We start from the raw sequence: 14,141 nt of genomic DNA on the forward strand, positions 1-14,141 counted from the left end.
GTTCACAGGCCGTGGCGACGGTCGCCCGCCGTCTGTTCGCAGAGACGTGCCTCATTCTCCGCCGAGAACGGGTCCCGGTGGGCGGCGACCGCCAGGCGGGTCTCCTCGGCGATCAGGTCGGCGTTGATCTGGGCTCCCGCGGCGGCGCCCGCCGCGGCGGAGGTGCCGACCTGGGCGACGAGGTCGGTGACGTTGCCCGCGACCCACACGCCGGGCACCTCGGTACGGCCGGTCGCGTCGGCGGGGATGTTCGCCCCGACTCCCATCGGGTGTTCCACCGGCCGCAGTCCGAGCGCCTCCAGGAAACCGGCGCGCGCCGTCATCCGCGACGCGACCGCCAGCGCCTCGCGGCCGACCATCGTGCCGTCGCTCAGCCGTACTCCCACGAGGCGGTCGCCGACGATCTCCAGGGACGCCACCTCGCCGTTCACCACGCCGATGCCGCGGGCGGCCAGTTGCTCCGCCTCCTCGGCGGTCGGCGACATGGTGTGGGAGAAGAACGTGACGTCGTCGCTCAGCTGCCGAAACATCAACGCCTGGTGCACCGACATCGGCCCGGTGGCCAGCACGCCGATGGCCTGGTCCCGGACCTCCCAGCCGTGGCAGTACGGGCAGTGCAGGACGTCCCGCCCCCAGCGAGCGCGCAGTCCCGGTATGTCCGGCAGCTCGTCGACCAGCCCGGTGGCGACCAGCAGCCGTCGCGCACGGACCGTCCGGCCGTCGGCCAGCGTCACCGCGAACCCGTCGTCCTCGCGAACCACGGTGTCGACCTCGCCGGGCACCACCTGACCGCCGTAGCCGCGAACCTCCGACCGGCCGCGCTCCAGCAGTTCCGCCGGTGGAATCCCGTCCCGCGACAGGAACCCGTGCACGCCCGTGGCCGGGGCGTTGCGCGGGGCGCCGGCATCGATCACCACCACCGACCTCCGCGAACGGGCGAGCATCAGCGCCCCGTTCAGTCCGGCGGCGCCACCGCCGACCACCACCACGTCATAGCCGTCCCTCAGCTGATCGGTCACCATGACCACCTCCAGGAACCACGATGCGGACCCATCGGCGACTTCTGCAAACTTCGTTGCCGTTCTGGCAAACTGGCTGCATGGACGACGACCTCGATCAGGCTCTCGCCGCGGTCGGCCCCCGGCTGCGTACGCTGCGCCGGCAACGCGAGACCACTCTGACGGACCTGTCGGCGGCGACCGGCATCTCGGTGAGCACCCTGTCCCGGCTGGAGTCCGGCGCCCGCCGGCCCACCCTCGAACTCCTGCTCCCCCTGGCCAAGGCGTACGGCGTCACCCTCGACGAGCTCGTCGACGCCCCGCCCACCGGAGATCCGCGCATCCACCTGCGTCCGCTCACCCGCCACGGCATGACCATGCTGCCCCTGACCCGCCGGGCCGGGGGCATCCAGGCGTACAAGCTCGTGATCCCGGCCGACAGCTCCCGGCGGAAGCCGGATCCGCAGACGCACGAAGGTTACGACTGGCTCTACGTCCTCAACGGACGGCTGCGGCTCATCCTCGGTGACCAGGATCTGGTGCTCTCACCGGGTGAGGCCGCCGAGTTCGACACCCGCGTGCCGCACTGGTTCGGCGCGGCCGACGCCGAACCCGTCGAGTTCCTCAGCCTGTTCGGCACCCAGGGCGAACGCGCCCACCTCCGCGCCCGCCCCAAGACGAAGGACCGATCCGGACCGTGAGCCCTTCTCTATGATGTTTCGTGACAGTTCGTGATCTTCGTTCAGCCGAGGATGTCGCTTCTTGCGTATCTGATGACGAGTCAAGCCCGTCCGATGTCCCCAGTCAGGAAGATCCCGGATCTGCCGGACGGGCGGCATACTCTGAGCCTCGTCCGCACTATCTGGGAGAGTCATGACAAGTAGGTTCACCGAGTTGGTCGTTGACTGCCACGATCCGGAGAGGCTCGCGGCCTTCTGGTGCGAGGTCCTGGACTTCAAGGTGATCGACCGGAGCGAGGGCAAGGTCGAGATCGGCTCCTGGGTGCCGACCGTCGAGGATGTTCGGGCCCGCCAGATGCCGCCCACCCTGGTGTTCATCCAGGTGCCCGAGGGCAAGACCGTGAAGAACCGGCTTCACCTCGACGTAAGCCCGATCGACGGCAGCACCGAGGACGAGGTGGCCAGATTGCTCGGCCTCGGCGCCACCAAGACGGATGTGGGCCAGGGCTCAGACCGAAACTGGGTGGTCATGGCAGACCCCGAGGGCAACGAGTTCGACGTCCTGCGCACCCTGGCACCGCAGAACTAGGCCGCGAGCGGGCCCCCGCGCCCCGTCGCACACCGCGACCATGACGTTGCCGAGAAGACCTCGGTGAGGCTACGGATCACGCCTTCGTTTCGAGCTCAGAGTTCGTCCCCGCGAGCGAGACGATCCGGTCCGGGGAGTCCAACCAGACCTGATGCCCGTCCGGTCCGGCCGTGAGACCGAACCGGGTCGCGGCCGGCCGGTGCTCCCGCTCCCACCACCGGCACGCGGCCTCGACCTCGTCCCACAGGCTCCGCGGGCCGTCCTGGAGAACGTCGAACTCGGTACGTCCGTCCTGGCAGAAGAACGCGACGGCCCAGGACCGGTCCGTCAGCCCGTGCAGCCAGAACAGGGCCGTGCCCTGATCGTCCACGCTGACGGTGTGCGCGATGTCCGGCACCCGCAGCCCGATGACGAACTCGGCCGCTGAGAGCTCGTCCAGCGGCAGCGTGGTCCCGGACTCCCGTACGGTCGCGGGCCACGCACCACCGGGCAGGTACTCCTCGTGCGCGGGCGACGTCGTCCGCTGCCGCCGGTCGAGCAGGAACTCCACCAGGCGGGTGAACCGCCCGCGCGCCGCCCCATCGGCGTCGACCCGCAGCCGGGCGACCGCGTTCACGTTGGCGTACCGCGTTCCCCACGGCACCACGATCAGACCGCCGGGTCGCGTCTGCTCGATCCACGCCGCCGGAACCCGCCGTACGGCATAGGTACTCTGGACCCGGTCGTACGGGGCATTCACCGGCCGGCCCTGCCCGCCGTCGCCGGTCACCACCACGGCATCGATCCCGATCGCCGAAAAGCGCCGGGCAGCCGCCTCGGCGACCTGCGGATCGATCTCGACACCGGTGACGTTTCCCGCGCCCGCTCGCCGCGCGAGAAGGGCCGTCGTCCAGCCGGTGCCGGTACCCGCGTCCAGCACCCGATGCCCCGGTCGAACGTCCAGATCCTGCAGCATGACGCCGACGATCGACGGTGTCGGCGCGGACGAGGTCGGCGTCTCACCCGGGGTACGGCCGGCATGTGCGCCGTCGTCCCACTGGGTGACGATCGCGGTGTCGGCCGCGGCCCATCGCTCCCACGCCTGCGGATCCTCCCGCCGGTCGACGGCGGGGTACGCCCCTGTCTCCGGGTCGAAAGGCCAGATCAGATCCGGAAGGAACAGACGACGCGGAAGCTCCTCAAGGATTCCACCCCACTCCGCGGACAGCTCGCCTCGCCCGACGAGCGCGCCGAGCCACTCCGGCGCGCCCTCCGCCGCGCCTAAGCGTCGGGAACCCACTCAGGCCTTCGCCGAAGGCTGGATGGCCCGCAGTTGCTCACGCGCGTCCCGCATCTCCGGAACACTCGCCCATCGACTAGAGGCCGCGATGATGTCGCTCACCTTCTGATCGAAGCGAGATGAGGTGATCAGCGGGCTGACTCGCGCCAAGGCGTGCATCTGGTCCGCCGCCTTGCCCGGATCGGCCGCCCGCACCGCCGCCTTCGCATTTTCCGCGAGCCACATTCCCCGCAAAAATGGGATCCCATCGAAAAGGCGTACCGCCTCGTCGAGATGGTCACCCGCCTCTTCATGGCGCCCGAAGCGACTGAGGGCGATGCCGGAGCTTCCAACGATCATCGCAGCCGTTCCCGGCGAAGTGCCATCGAACTCGTGCGCCACGTCGAGCATGTGACGCGACCTTCGCTCGACCCCATGCGCACTGGTTTTGGCGAGACTGACCCCGAGCCGAACGCTCAGCCGCGCCTTCAGCTCATCTGTGAGCCCCGAAAGGGTGAGACCACGCTGTGCGTACATGGCCGCCCGATGGTAATCACCGCGATAAGAGCTGACCTGGCTCATCAGCTCCAGCGCGTTGGCCGTGTCGTCGACATGATCCGCCCGTTGCGCCAGGACCAACGCCAGATTTCCAGCGTTCTCGGCCTTGCCGAACAGCCGTGCGTCATGCAGCACGTGGGAGGCCGCACGCGCGAGACCCGCAGCCGCCACCTGAAGGTCTCGATCACGCGCATTGACCGCCTGCCCGATCTTGTTCAGGTGCCGTGAAGCGGCCGCCACCAAGGGAACCCCGCCGATCTCGTACTGCGTCGCACGGAGTTGCGTCGCGAGAGCGCGCAGATATTCCGGATCTTGATAGGGGCCGGCCTTCGCCGATGGCAGGAACGTGACGGACGCCGCTGCGGCGATGAATGATCTCCGCTTCACCGGATCGTCTTCCTCCCCTATGGGCGTTATGCGCAGCTCCCAGCCTACGCGCGCTAGAAGCCGACTTGCCTTAGTTATCCCGGTATCGCGCTGTTCGCGCGAGACCTGCGAGACCCAGACCTGGGAGACGCCCAGTTCACGGGCAATTTCCGTCTGAGTCCACTCGCGACTTTTCATGATCAATTTAAGAGCTTGAGCCAGGCTCCGCGCTTCCACGGCCGCAGGCTATAGCCGATCGCGATTACGCACTACCCGATTACGGATAGTGGCCGAAACGATGAGTCAACGGCGTAGACGACCGGGAGTGATCGAAATAGAAAAGGTCGATCTTGCCAGCCGGTGTAGATGATCGAAAGGCGGGATCAGTGCACGAAGAAGAACCGGATTCCCCGACGTCCATGGACAGGTCCTGGCTGGTCAAGACCCGGCTCGACGAATTGTCCGCAGCGCTGGCCGAACGCGGCCTCACCGTACGGATCGGCACCGGGGCGCTGGTGGCGTGGAACCCTGCGGCGTCGCGGACGGACGACCCGGCGGGCAGAGCCATGAATCCAGGCCTGTCACAGTACGTAGCGCTGTGCGGGCACGAGGACGGCTCGCTCAACTGGTACTGGTGCTGGACGGGCCCGACGCGGGACGCGCCACTGGAGACGGAGCACCTGTGCGCGGCCGAGGAGATCGATTACGCGGCCGACCTGATGGCGAAGGTCCTCCGCATCGACGACGAAGACGAATGACATGGAGCCCATCGGCTTCCAGGGCCCGACGGGCGGCGTTCGGAAGGGGCTCCCACGGCGACGAACCGACCCGCCGGCGGCCGAGACCCGCATCGATCAGGAGTGCCTCGTACGGCGAGCGGATCCGCATGGGACCGACGCGACACCGTGGCTGGCCCGTCTGCGGAGAGAGTTCCCGCGCTGGGGATTCATCCATGATCCCTTCGCTCGCGTCTGGATCGCCGTACGAGGGCGCGACCGTACGGAAGTGGCGGCGACCGCCTTCGAACTGCGCGAGAGGCTGACGGCGGCGTCTCAGGACCGGTGGCGCCGGTAGTGCCGCGCCGCGCGCACGCGGTTGCCGCAGGCCGTGGAGCACCATTCGCGGCGCGGGTGGTCCTTTACGAAGTACAAAACGCATCCGGGGGCATAGCAGGCGCGCAGGCGTTCCTGGTCCGGGCCGGTGAACAGGTCGACGGCCTCCGCGGCGACGGCCGACAGCGATCGTGCCGCCACGGACTCGGTGCCGGTCGACGAGCGTCGCAGGCGACCGTCCCGCACGCTCAGTTGCGGCCACGTGGTGGCGCGGGTGACCGCCTGGTTGACGTCGGCGGCGGCCTGCTCGACGTCTTCGGTGGGAGAGGCCGCCGTCTCCCGGGAGTCCTCGGTGAGGAGTGCGGCGAGGCGGCGAAGAGCGTCCCGGAGCGAGCGGAACGTCTCGACGTCCCGTCGGTCGACCTCTCCGCAAGCGTCTTCGCCGGTCGCCCGCAGCCACGCGCACAGGTCATCGGGGGTGCGGAGCGCGTCGTGGACACCGGCCCGGTCGGCCCAGACGGTGTTCATGAGGCGCACGGGCACCGGCTCGTCCGGCAGCATCAGCGCGAAGTCCTCGCTCACGGCACCTCATCTCCTCCTCGCACCGACGGTCCACCGTAACGGCGACCGCCTCCATGGATTCTAACGCCTTCATCGATTTGCATCCGTTAGATGGCCATGCTTCACTTCTAACGCCAGCAAGGCGATCCACCCGTTACAACTACGCTCGGTAGAGGCCGACATTCCCGGTCGCCACGGCCCGACCAGAGCAGGAGGCATCATGAGCCGCCCACCCGTACCTCCCTTCACCGAGGCGACCGCGCGGCAGAAGGTCCAGGCCGCCGAGGACGCCTGGAACACCCGGGACCCCGAGCGGGTCGCCGCCGCGTACACGCCGGACTCGGTCTGGCGCAACAGATCTGAGTTCGTCACCGGCCGCGACGAGATCGTGGCGCTCCTGACCCGCAAGTGGGAGCGCGAGCAGGAGTACGCCCTTCGCAAGAGCCTCTGGGCGTTCACCGACGACCGGATCTCGGTCCGCTTCCAGTACGAGTGCCGCGACGCCTCCGGCCAGTGGTGGCGCAGCTACGGCAACGAGCAGTGGGAGTTCGACGCGGAGGGCTACATGCGCCGCCGCGAGGCCAGCATCAACGACGTCCCGATCACCGCGGACGAGCGGCGGATCTTCGGCCCGCGCGGCGACGACGAACGAGACCTCGACTTCCCCTTGCGGTAGCCGACGGGGCCGCCCGCGACACCGCCCCCTTGCGGACAGAAGTTAATGCGACTAACTTGAAGTTAGTCGCATTAACCGCGCGCATCGCCTGGGAGTACGAATGAACGTCACGGCCACCACCCCCGACCGGCCCCACCGCCTGCTCACCGTTCCCGCCGTCACCGGCGCCGCGTACGCGCTGTCCTGGGTCGCCGGGCTGTCCGTCGGGACGCCGAGCCCGAAGCTCACCGCGTCGGGACGCGAGATCGTCTCCGCCATCGCGGGGCACGAAGGCGTCGTGGCGGCCCAGTTCACCCTCACCGAGGGCCTGCCGGCCGCAGGCCTGGCGATCGTCTCGGTGCTGCTGGCCAAGGCCGTCTCCCGTTCCGGAGCGGTCAGCGCCGCCAAGGTCATCGGGGTCGCCGGGGTGGCCGCCGCGGTCATCTCGCTGGTGCAGTTCGTACTCGGTCTGGCGCTGTCGGGGGCGACCGCGCCCGGCACCGCGCACCTGCTGTTCCAGGCGGGCGACCGGCTGGACGGGGTCAAGATGCTCGCCCTGGCCGTCGTCGGCGCCGCGACCGCCGTGTCGGGGGCTGTCCCCCGCTGGCTGCGCTGGACGGGAGTCGCCCTCGCCGTCTCCATCGCGGCCAGCGGCGTCGTCTACCTGTTCCTCCTGCAGGGCCTGGCCCTGCTGGCCGCTCCCGCCCTGATCCTGCTGCTGGTCTTCGTCACCGGCGCCGGGATCGTGCTCGGGCGATACGGTCGGTGACCATGCCCCGCGTTGGACTCACCCCCGACCGCATCGTCGCCGAGGCGGCGGCCGTCGCCGACGAGGTTGGCCTGGACCGGCTCACCCTCGCGGCGGTCGCCCAGCGGTGCCGCGTCTCCCTCCCCGGCCTGTACAAGCACGTCAGCGGGCTCGAAGCCGTCAAGAGAGACGTCGCCCTGCTGGCCATCCGCGAACTCACCGACACCTTGACGAGGGCCGCCGTCGGGCTGACCGGCCGGGAGTGCCTGCGGGCCGTCTCGAAGGCGTACCGCACCTACGCACTCGCCCATCCGGGCCGCTACGCCGCGAGCGTGCAGGCCCCGACGCCCGGAGATCAGGAGTACACCCTCGTGAGCGACCAGGCCGTCACCGTCGCCGCCGCCGCGCTGAACGGGTACGGCCTGGAGGGCTCGGACCTGATCCACGCGATCCGCATGTGGCGCACCGTCTGCCACGGTCTGGTCTCGCTCGAGACGGCCGGCGGCTTCGGCCTTCCCGAGTCCCTGGACGTGACCTTCGACCATCTCATCGACGCGCTCGACGCCACGTACCGCGACCTGGGGTCCCGGAAGGTCCCGTCCTGACGACCCACGCCCGCCTGCCGGCAATGGCGACGCCGGTCAGGCCGCGGGGACGAAGCCCGGGATCTGAGCCTTGATGCGTTCCAGCAGGGCGTCGTCGGAGATGCCCTGGAAGTCGTGACGCGGGGTGTACGGACGCTCGAGCCGGGCGATCTCCTCGGCGGTGAGGTCGATGTCGAGGGAGGCGACGGCGTCATCGATCTGGGACGCCGTGCTCGCGCCGACCAGGGGCGCGGCGACGACGGGGTTGTGGCGCAGCCACGCCAGCGCGATCTGGGCGCGGGAGACGCCATGGGCCTCGGCGATCTCGCCGACCGCGTCGATGATCGCGCGGTCACTGTCGGCGGTCAGGTCGGTGTAGAGCATGTCGGCGAAGGGATCGCTGGTGGAGCGGGTGGTCTCGGCCTTCCAGGGGCGGGCGAGCCGGCCGCGGGCCAGCGGGCTCCAGACCATGGTGCCGATGCCTTCGTCCGCGCACAGCGGCAGCATCTCGCGCTCTTCCTCGCGGGCGAGGAGGTTGTAGTGGTCCTGCATCGTGATGAATCGGGCCCAGCCGTTGGCCTTCTGCAGGTGAAGAGCCTTGGCGAACTCGAAGGTCCGCATCGACGAGGCGCCGAGGTAGCGGGCCTTGCCCGCCTTGACGACGTCGTGTAGCGCTTCGAGGGTCTCCTCCAGCGGGGTCGCGTTGTCCAGCCGGTGGATCATGTAGACGTCGACGTGGTCGGTGCCCAGTCTCCGCAGGCTGTGGTCGATCTCGCTCATGATCGCCTTGCGGGACAGTCCCCCGCCGTTGGGGCCGGAGCGCACCGTATGCCGGACCTTCGTGGTGATCACCACGTCGTCGCGGTCGGCGAAGTCCCTCAGGGCCCGGCCGAGGATCTCCTCGCTGGAACCCTGGGAGTAGACGTTGGCGGTGTCGAAGAAGTTGATGCCCGCCTCGATGGCGTGCCTGATCAGCGGGCGGCTGGCCTCCTCGTCCAGCGACCAGACCGGGTGCCCGCGGCGCGGCTCGCCGTACGTCATGGCGCCGATCGCGATCGGGGAGACGTCGAGGCCGCTGGTGCCGAGTTTGATGTAGCGCACAGGGTGCTCCTAGAGTGAGAACCGAAACGGAGAGTTCTCCGCGACATCTCGAAACGTACCGGAGAACTCTCCGCTTATCAAGACGGCCTGTCCCCACCTGGAGGTTTCTCGTGGCCGAGTCCGCGAACGAACCCGCACGCGCCGACGCGCTGAAGAACCGGGAGCACATCCTCCAGGTCGCCCATGAGGCGTTCACCGAATCGGGGACGACCTCGCTCAACGCCATCGCCAAGCGGGCCGGCGTGGGCGCCGGCACGCTCTACCGCCACTTCCCGACGCGCGAGGACCTCATCCTCGCGGTCTACCGGCGCGACGTGCAGCGCCTGGTCGACTCTGTCCCCGACGTCCTGGCCGCGCACGCTCCGCTGGACGCCTTCCGCGTCTGGTTCCACACCCTCGCCGACTACGTCCGCCTCAAGCACGGGCTGGGCGAGGCCCTGCACACCGCCGCCGTCCAGCACGCGGTCAACCAGACCGCCGCGCCCGTCACGGCGGCCGTCGCGATCCTGCTACGCGCGTGCGAGGAGGATGGCAGCGTCCGCCCCGGCCTCGACGCGGCCGACGTCCTCCTGTTGATGGGCTTCCTGTGGCGCGTCCCTCCCGGCGAGGAGGGCAAGGAACAGGCCCGGCGGCTCATGGAACTCGCCATCGCCGGCCTCAGCCCCGGCCACTGATCCGAGCGGCTCCGCTCGGTGGTTTGCTCAGCGTTCTGCACCGACGGGCGGGGGATGTTCGAGGGTGCGGGACCGTCGGGCGGCGACGATGACAAGGGCAACGGCGGCGAGGGCGAGGATGGCGTTCATGATGTAGTCGGCGGTCCGCTTCGGGCCCGATTCGGGGCGCATGCCGATTCCCACCCACGCGTACGTCAGGAGGGCGCCTGAGGCGAGGGCGAGCCGGTGCGCCCGGCCCCAGTTCCGCTGCCGGGACCATCGGCCGCCGATCACGGCGATCGTGACGGTGAGCAGCGCGGCCACCGCGGCAGCGCTCCACCAGCCCGGCAGGTCCTCGGTCATCATGAACGCGCCGGAAGCAACAAAGGCGACGACCCCGACGACCGACGGCCTTGGTGCGGCGCCGGGAAGCGCGCTCGCGGGTCGTCGGCGGAAGGCCACCACGACCAGGACGAGGATGGCGGCCACGGACCCCAGCAGCTGTTCGGGCGCGGCGAAGAAGTGCTCGTCGTGGTAGCTGCCCCAGGTGACCACCACGACGCCGACGGCGAAGAGCGCGGCGGTGATGCCGAGTCCGGTCCGGCCCAGCCAGGGCTTCTCGGCGCGTTCGGGTACGAGCGCCTCGATCAGCGCGATGCCGACGTTGGTGCTCCACACGGCGTGCATGGTGAGGACGCCGATGGTCAGCCAGCCGCCCATCCCAAGCGCCGGAATATAGGTGTCGCCCATCTCGTCGTTGCCGGCGTAGTACCGGTGGAACAGCATCTGGTCGGCCAGGCCCTCCTCGACGAGCCCGTACGCGACGCCGAGGATGAGCATGGTCGTCGGTCCGCGCCTGGCGCGCCGGGCGGTCTCGCGGATGAGCAGGGCGCCGCCGCCGTACATGAGGCCGAGGAGGGGGAAGGTGGCGACCGCCTCCCCGAGCCGGACATTGCCCAGGAGCAGTTCCCCGATGGCCGGGGCGAGGAGGAACAGCGCGACGGCCGGAGCGACGCGCCGGCGCAGTGGCGGCCCGGCGGTGTCCGGCCGCCCGCTCGGTTCGAGCCGGGTCGCTTCCCGGCGGTCTCCATCCGTCATGGCGTCGAGTCTTGCGATCCGGTGACCGACGTGGGTAGCGCCGATGGTCTAGTGGCCCCCGTCCGCCGGTCGACGTCCGTTCGCCGGAGGTAGGTGTACGCCCCTCTCCGTCGATCGACGGCGGTCGCCCGGGCGGTTGGTCTCCAGCCACGCCGACAGGGACAGCGGCTCGCCGAACCGAGCCCAGACCACACTGGAGTCGACGATCTGCGGCTGGGTGTCCAGCAGTGCCCCCATCCGCATCCGCCGGGCGAGGACCTCGTTGAACGGTCTGGTCAGCGGGCTCATCACCCGAAGCATCCCGACCGGCATCGTGTTCCGGCCCGTGATCTGCACGCCCAGCGAGGCCGCGACGAGCTCGTTGACCTTCGTGAGGGGTAGCGCCTCGGGCCCGCCGAGGTCGGCGGACCAGTCTTCGCCGGGGCGAGTGGCGAGCGCGGCGGCGACCCTGGCGACGTCTTCGCCGGCCACCCACGAGACGGGGTTGGCGCCCGAGCCGAAGACGGTGGCCTTTCCCTTCTTGACGATCGACTCGGCGAGCATCTCCACCCAGGTGTCCATCAGGTGGGTGGGCCGGAGGATCGAGTACGGCAGGCCGCTGGTGCGCAGTACACGCTCCACCTCGAACTTGAGCCGGAAGAACTCGACGGGGCTGTCGGCGCGGGCGCTGGCCGACGAGACGTACACGAAGTTCTCGACCGCGGTGTCCCGCGCGACGCCGATGAGGCTCGGGATCCCCACGCCCTCGATGCCCTTGGGTCCGTTGTTCCCCCTACCGTCGCCGCCCTGGACGGTGCAGACGATCACCTCCGCCCCGGACACGGCCCGGACCAGCGTGCGCCGGTCGTGCAGATCGCCCCCGACGACCTCGACGCCCTGAACCGCGTCCGCCGAGGCCGGATCGCGTGTGACGACGCGCACCGTCCTTCCCTCCTGGCGAAGCCGCTCCACGATCTGACGGCCGACCCTGCCCGTCCCGCCGAACACGACGATCATGCTTCTCTCCTATCAATGTTCAAAAATCTAACATTGGTAGAGATTAGACCGGCGATAGGATGTCGGCGTCAATGGGGAGGACATCGTGACGACCAAGGCCCGGCCCGAACCCAGCGCCAGCAAGAAGCGGCGCGAGCGGGAACGGCGGGAGATGCGCGCCCGGCTGCTGGACGCGGCTCGGGGCATCGCCGCCGAGGAAGGCTGGAACGCGGTCACGATCCGCCGGATCGCCGGCAAGCTCGAATACACCGCGCCGGTTCTCTACCAGCACTTCTCAAGCAAGGAGGAGCTGCTCGTCGAGCTGATGATGGTCGGCTTCGCCGAGCTGGCCGAGCAGCTGCGCCTGGCCGCGGAGGGCCCTCCCGAGGGGCGGTTGGCCGCGATGGCCGAGGCGTACTGGGCGTTCGCGTTCGCCTCGCCGGAGCTCTACAAGGCGATGAACGGCATGGACGGAGTGCCGTTCGGCACGGCCGAGACTCCACAGGAGGCCAAGAACGCCTTCCGGGTCTTCCGTATCGCGTTGCAGGGCATCGCGGAGGCGCGGGGCGCCGAGCTGGCCGATCCCCCCGGCGCGGTCGACACGCTCTGGGCGTACCTGCACGGCTGCGTGTCGCTGGCGATGGCGGGCCGGATCGCCGACGGACCGGAACGCGCCAGAACGCTCATGCTGAACGCCCTGGAGCCGATGTTCGCCGCTCAACTGAGGGATTAGCTCAGACCCACCATCGACCCGGCCGAGTACGGCCGTCGCCTCTACGATCATGATCGATCGGACGAGCGGGAAGGGGCATGACGGTGAACGGAGGGCTGCTGTGCGTGCACGCGCATCCCGATGATGAGGCGCTGTGGACCGGCGGGGTGCTGGCGCGCTACGCCGAGGCCGGCGTCCGTACGGGGGTCGTGACGTGCACGTGGACGGAGGGGACGCGGCGCGTCGAGGAGCTGCGGCGTTCGCTGGCGATCCTGGGTGCCGGCGAGCCACGGCTGCTCGGCTACGCGGACGCGGGCACGAACGAGTCGGGAGAGGACGACCGGTTCGTCGAGGCCGACGTTGACGAGGCGGTGGGGCGGCTGGTCGGGCACATCCGCGAGTTCCGGCCGGACGTCGTGGTCACCTATGACGCCTTCGGCGGCTACGGGCACCCGGACCACGTGCGGGCGCACCGCGTGACCCTGGCCGCGGTCGAGGCGGCGGCCTACGAGCAGCTGTACCCGGACGCCGGCGAGCCCTGGCGGGTGCGGACGCTGTACCTCGTGACCGTTCCCAGCACGGTGGTGCGCGCCGAGTGGGAGAAGGTCTTCGGCGCACCGCCCGAGCCCGGTCAGGTCCTGCCGGGAACGCCCGACGAGCAGGTCACCACGACGGTCGACGTACGGCCCTGGGCGGACCGCAAGTGGGAGGCGTTCCAGGCGCACGAGTCAGAGGCCGAGCGCGGGGCGGGCCCCGCGATGTTCGCGGGCCTGCCCGACGAGGAGCGCGACCGCCTGCTCGGCACCGAGTGGTACATCCGCCGGGACCTCGCCGCGCCACGGAGCTCTGACCTGTTCGCGGAGAACGGCGTAGCATGATCACAGCCGTGCTGGCGTTCGCCGGGGTCGCCGCGTTGATCAACGTTACGCCCGGTCTGGACACCCTGCTGGTCGTGCGCACCTCCGCCGGCCAAGGGCGGCGCTTCGGGGTGGCCGCCGCCCTCGGGATCCTCACCGGCTGCCTGGTGTGGACCGTCGCGACGGCTGCGGGACTCACCGCACTGCTCGCCGCCTCACACCTGGCCTACGACGCCTTGCGCATCGCCGGAGCCGGCTATCTGACCTGGCTGGGCATCTCGGCGCTGGTCCGGTCCCGGAGGCCGAGCGCGCCCCCGGCCGGTGCGCCGTCCGATCAGCCGGTACCTCCTGCCGAGTCTCCGGGGGACAAAGCGGTGCCTTCCGCCCGCGGATGGCTCACCGCCTTCCGTTCCGGCATGGGCACCAACCTGCTCAATCCCAAGGCCGGCGTGTTCTACATGAGCCTGATCCCGCAGTTCATCCCGCACGGCGCACCGACGTTCAGCACCACGCTGCTGTTCAGCGCCGTGGACATGGCGGAGCTGGCGGTCTGGTACTGGGTGGTCTCCGGCGCGGCGCACGCGCTGGCCGAGCGGATCCGGCGGCCGTCCTTCCGGCGCCGGATGGAGCAGATCAGCGGGATCGCGTTCCTCGGGTTCGCCGTCAACCTGCTCGCCGACGAGAAATGACCGGACC

Annotated in this window: 17 protein-coding genes; 10 read left to right on the forward strand and 7 right to left on the reverse strand. The window is 69.8% G+C overall.

Translation table 11 applies throughout. The annotated features are described in order from the left end of the window. Positions 1 to 2: 2 nt before the first annotated feature. Positions 3 to 1,022, reverse strand: coding sequence for an NAD(P)/FAD-dependent oxidoreductase (locus ABEA24_RS32100; RefSeq protein WP_345435261.1), 1,020 nt, complete (start codon positions 1,020 to 1,022; stop codon positions 3 to 5). A 77-nt stretch (positions 1,023 to 1,099) separates the two neighbouring features. Here ABEA24_RS32100 and ABEA24_RS32105 point away from each other — a divergent pair, with 77 nt between their 5' ends. Further along, entirely contained in the window at positions 1,100 to 1,699 is a 600-nt protein-coding gene (locus ABEA24_RS32105) for a helix-turn-helix domain-containing protein (protein WP_345435263.1), read from the forward strand. Between the two features lie 172 nt (positions 1,700 to 1,871). After that, on the forward strand, positions 1,872 to 2,267 hold the full coding sequence (locus ABEA24_RS32110) for a VOC family protein (RefSeq protein ID WP_345435265.1): 396 nt from the start codon (positions 1,872 to 1,874) through the stop codon (positions 2,265 to 2,267). A 76-nt stretch (positions 2,268 to 2,343) separates the two neighbouring features. Here ABEA24_RS32110 and ABEA24_RS32115 read toward each other — a convergent pair whose 3' ends face one another. Beyond that, entirely contained in the window at positions 2,344 to 3,546 is a 1,203-nt protein-coding gene (locus ABEA24_RS32115; protein ID WP_345435267.1) for a methyltransferase domain-containing protein, read from the reverse strand. Further along, positions 3,547 to 4,686: a helix-turn-helix domain-containing protein gene (locus ABEA24_RS32120; protein ID WP_345435269.1), complete on the reverse strand. Its 1,140-nt coding sequence runs from the start codon at positions 4,684 to 4,686 to the stop codon at positions 3,547 to 3,549. Positions 4,687 to 4,835: 149 nt separating this feature from the next. On the opposite strand from ABEA24_RS32120, the gene ABEA24_RS32125 reads away from it, so the two are divergent. After that, positions 4,836 to 5,207 carry a hypothetical protein gene (locus tag ABEA24_RS32125; RefSeq protein WP_345435271.1) on the forward strand — a complete coding sequence of 124 codons (372 nt, stop codon included), beginning with the start codon at positions 4,836 to 4,838 and terminating at the stop codon, positions 5,205 to 5,207. 294 nt (positions 5,208 to 5,501) lie between these two features. Here ABEA24_RS32125 and ABEA24_RS32130 read toward each other — a convergent pair whose 3' ends face one another. Further along, a complete protein-coding gene (locus ABEA24_RS32130) occupies positions 5,502 to 6,083 on the reverse strand; it encodes a CGNR zinc finger domain-containing protein (RefSeq protein ID WP_345435273.1) in 582 nt (193 codons plus the stop codon). A gap of 199 nt (positions 6,084 to 6,282) precedes the next feature. On the opposite strand from ABEA24_RS32130, the gene ABEA24_RS32135 reads away from it, so the two are divergent. The 3 genes from ABEA24_RS32135 to ABEA24_RS32145 all read left to right on the forward strand — a co-directional run bounded on the left by ABEA24_RS32135 (position 6,283) and on the right by ABEA24_RS32145 (position 8,070). Then, positions 6,283 to 6,738, forward strand: coding sequence for a nuclear transport factor 2 family protein (locus ABEA24_RS32135; protein ID WP_345435275.1), 456 nt, complete (start codon positions 6,283 to 6,285; stop codon positions 6,736 to 6,738). 100 nt (positions 6,739 to 6,838) lie between these two features. After that, positions 6,839 to 7,486, forward strand: a complete 648-nt coding sequence (locus ABEA24_RS32140; protein ID WP_345435277.1) for a hypothetical protein — start codon at positions 6,839 to 6,841, stop codon at positions 7,484 to 7,486. A 2-nt stretch (positions 7,487 to 7,488) separates the two neighbouring features. Further along, positions 7,489 to 8,070, forward strand: a complete 582-nt coding sequence (locus ABEA24_RS32145) for a TetR/AcrR family transcriptional regulator (RefSeq protein ID WP_345435279.1) — start codon at positions 7,489 to 7,491, stop codon at positions 8,068 to 8,070. 36 nt (positions 8,071 to 8,106) lie between these two features. Here the strand turns inward: ABEA24_RS32145 and ABEA24_RS32150 are convergent, their stop codons facing one another. Then, a complete protein-coding gene (locus tag ABEA24_RS32150; RefSeq protein WP_345435281.1) occupies positions 8,107 to 9,150 on the reverse strand; it encodes an aldo/keto reductase in 1,044 nt (347 codons plus the stop codon). 110 nt (positions 9,151 to 9,260) lie between these two features. On the opposite strand from ABEA24_RS32150, the gene ABEA24_RS32155 reads away from it, so the two are divergent. Further along, positions 9,261 to 9,824: a TetR/AcrR family transcriptional regulator gene (locus tag ABEA24_RS32155; protein ID WP_345435283.1), complete on the forward strand. Its 564-nt coding sequence runs from the start codon at positions 9,261 to 9,263 to the stop codon at positions 9,822 to 9,824. A gap of 27 nt (positions 9,825 to 9,851) precedes the next feature. Here ABEA24_RS32155 and ABEA24_RS32160 read toward each other — a convergent pair whose 3' ends face one another. Together ABEA24_RS32160 and ABEA24_RS32165 are read right to left on the reverse strand one after the other, a co-directional pair. Beyond that, complete coding sequence (locus tag ABEA24_RS32160; protein WP_345435285.1) at positions 9,852 to 10,901, reverse strand: hypothetical protein; 1,050 nt, start codon at positions 10,899 to 10,901, stop codon at positions 9,852 to 9,854. A 48-nt stretch (positions 10,902 to 10,949) separates the two neighbouring features. Then, complete coding sequence (locus ABEA24_RS32165) at positions 10,950 to 11,897, reverse strand: SDR family oxidoreductase (protein WP_345435287.1); 948 nt, start codon at positions 11,895 to 11,897, stop codon at positions 10,950 to 10,952. Between the two features lie 85 nt (positions 11,898 to 11,982). Between ABEA24_RS32165 and ABEA24_RS32170 the strand changes: the two genes are divergently transcribed. The 3 genes from ABEA24_RS32170 (at position 11,983) to ABEA24_RS32180 (ending at position 14,134) form a co-directional block, all read left to right on the forward strand. Next, positions 11,983 to 12,609, forward strand: a complete 627-nt coding sequence (locus ABEA24_RS32170; RefSeq protein ID WP_345435289.1) for a TetR/AcrR family transcriptional regulator — start codon at positions 11,983 to 11,985, stop codon at positions 12,607 to 12,609. Positions 12,610 to 12,686: 77 nt separating this feature from the next. After that, positions 12,687 to 13,466, forward strand: a complete 780-nt coding sequence (locus tag ABEA24_RS32175; protein WP_345435291.1) for a PIG-L family deacetylase — start codon at positions 12,687 to 12,689, stop codon at positions 13,464 to 13,466. Next, positions 13,463 to 14,134 (forward strand): LysE family translocator, encoded by a 672-nt coding sequence (locus ABEA24_RS32180; protein ID WP_345435293.1) that lies wholly within the window; start codon positions 13,463 to 13,465, stop codon positions 14,132 to 14,134. Before ABEA24_RS32175 ends, ABEA24_RS32180 begins: the two co-directional genes overlap by 4 nt. Positions 14,135 to 14,141: the final 7 nt, after the last annotated feature.

Origin of the sequence: Actinoallomurus vinaceus (assembly GCF_039542055.1) — a bacterium.
Taxonomy (GTDB): Bacteria; Actinomycetota; Actinomycetes; order Streptosporangiales; family Streptosporangiaceae; genus Actinoallomurus; species Actinoallomurus vinaceus.

Coding starts and splice junctions, on each gene's coding strand:
- ABEA24_RS32145 (WP_345435279.1), top strand. CDS start 7,489: ATGCCCCGCGTTGGACTCACCCCCGACCGCATCGTCGCCGAGGCGGCG.
- ABEA24_RS32110 (WP_345435265.1), top strand. CDS start 1,872: ATGACAAGTAGGTTCACCGAGTTGGTCGTTGACTGCCACGATCCGGAG.
- ABEA24_RS32105 (WP_345435263.1), top strand. CDS start 1,100: ATGGACGACGACCTCGATCAGGCTCTCGCCGCGGTCGGCCCCCGGCTG.
- ABEA24_RS32140 (WP_345435277.1), top strand. CDS start 6,839: ATGAACGTCACGGCCACCACCCCCGACCGGCCCCACCGCCTGCTCACC.
- ABEA24_RS32180 (WP_345435293.1), top strand. CDS start 13,463: ATGATCACAGCCGTGCTGGCGTTCGCCGGGGTCGCCGCGTTGATCAAC.
- ABEA24_RS32165 (WP_345435287.1), bottom strand. CDS start 11,897: ATGATCGTCGTGTTCGGCGGGACGGGCAGGGTCGGCCGTCAGATCGTG.
- ABEA24_RS32175 (WP_345435291.1), top strand. CDS start 12,687: ATGACGGTGAACGGAGGGCTGCTGTGCGTGCACGCGCATCCCGATGAT.
- ABEA24_RS32100 (WP_345435261.1), bottom strand. CDS start 1,022: ATGGTGACCGATCAGCTGAGGGACGGCTATGACGTGGTGGTGGTCGGC.
- ABEA24_RS32135 (WP_345435275.1), top strand. CDS start 6,283: ATGAGCCGCCCACCCGTACCTCCCTTCACCGAGGCGACCGCGCGGCAG.
- ABEA24_RS32160 (WP_345435285.1), bottom strand. CDS start 10,901: ATGACGGATGGAGACCGCCGGGAAGCGACCCGGCTCGAACCGAGCGGG.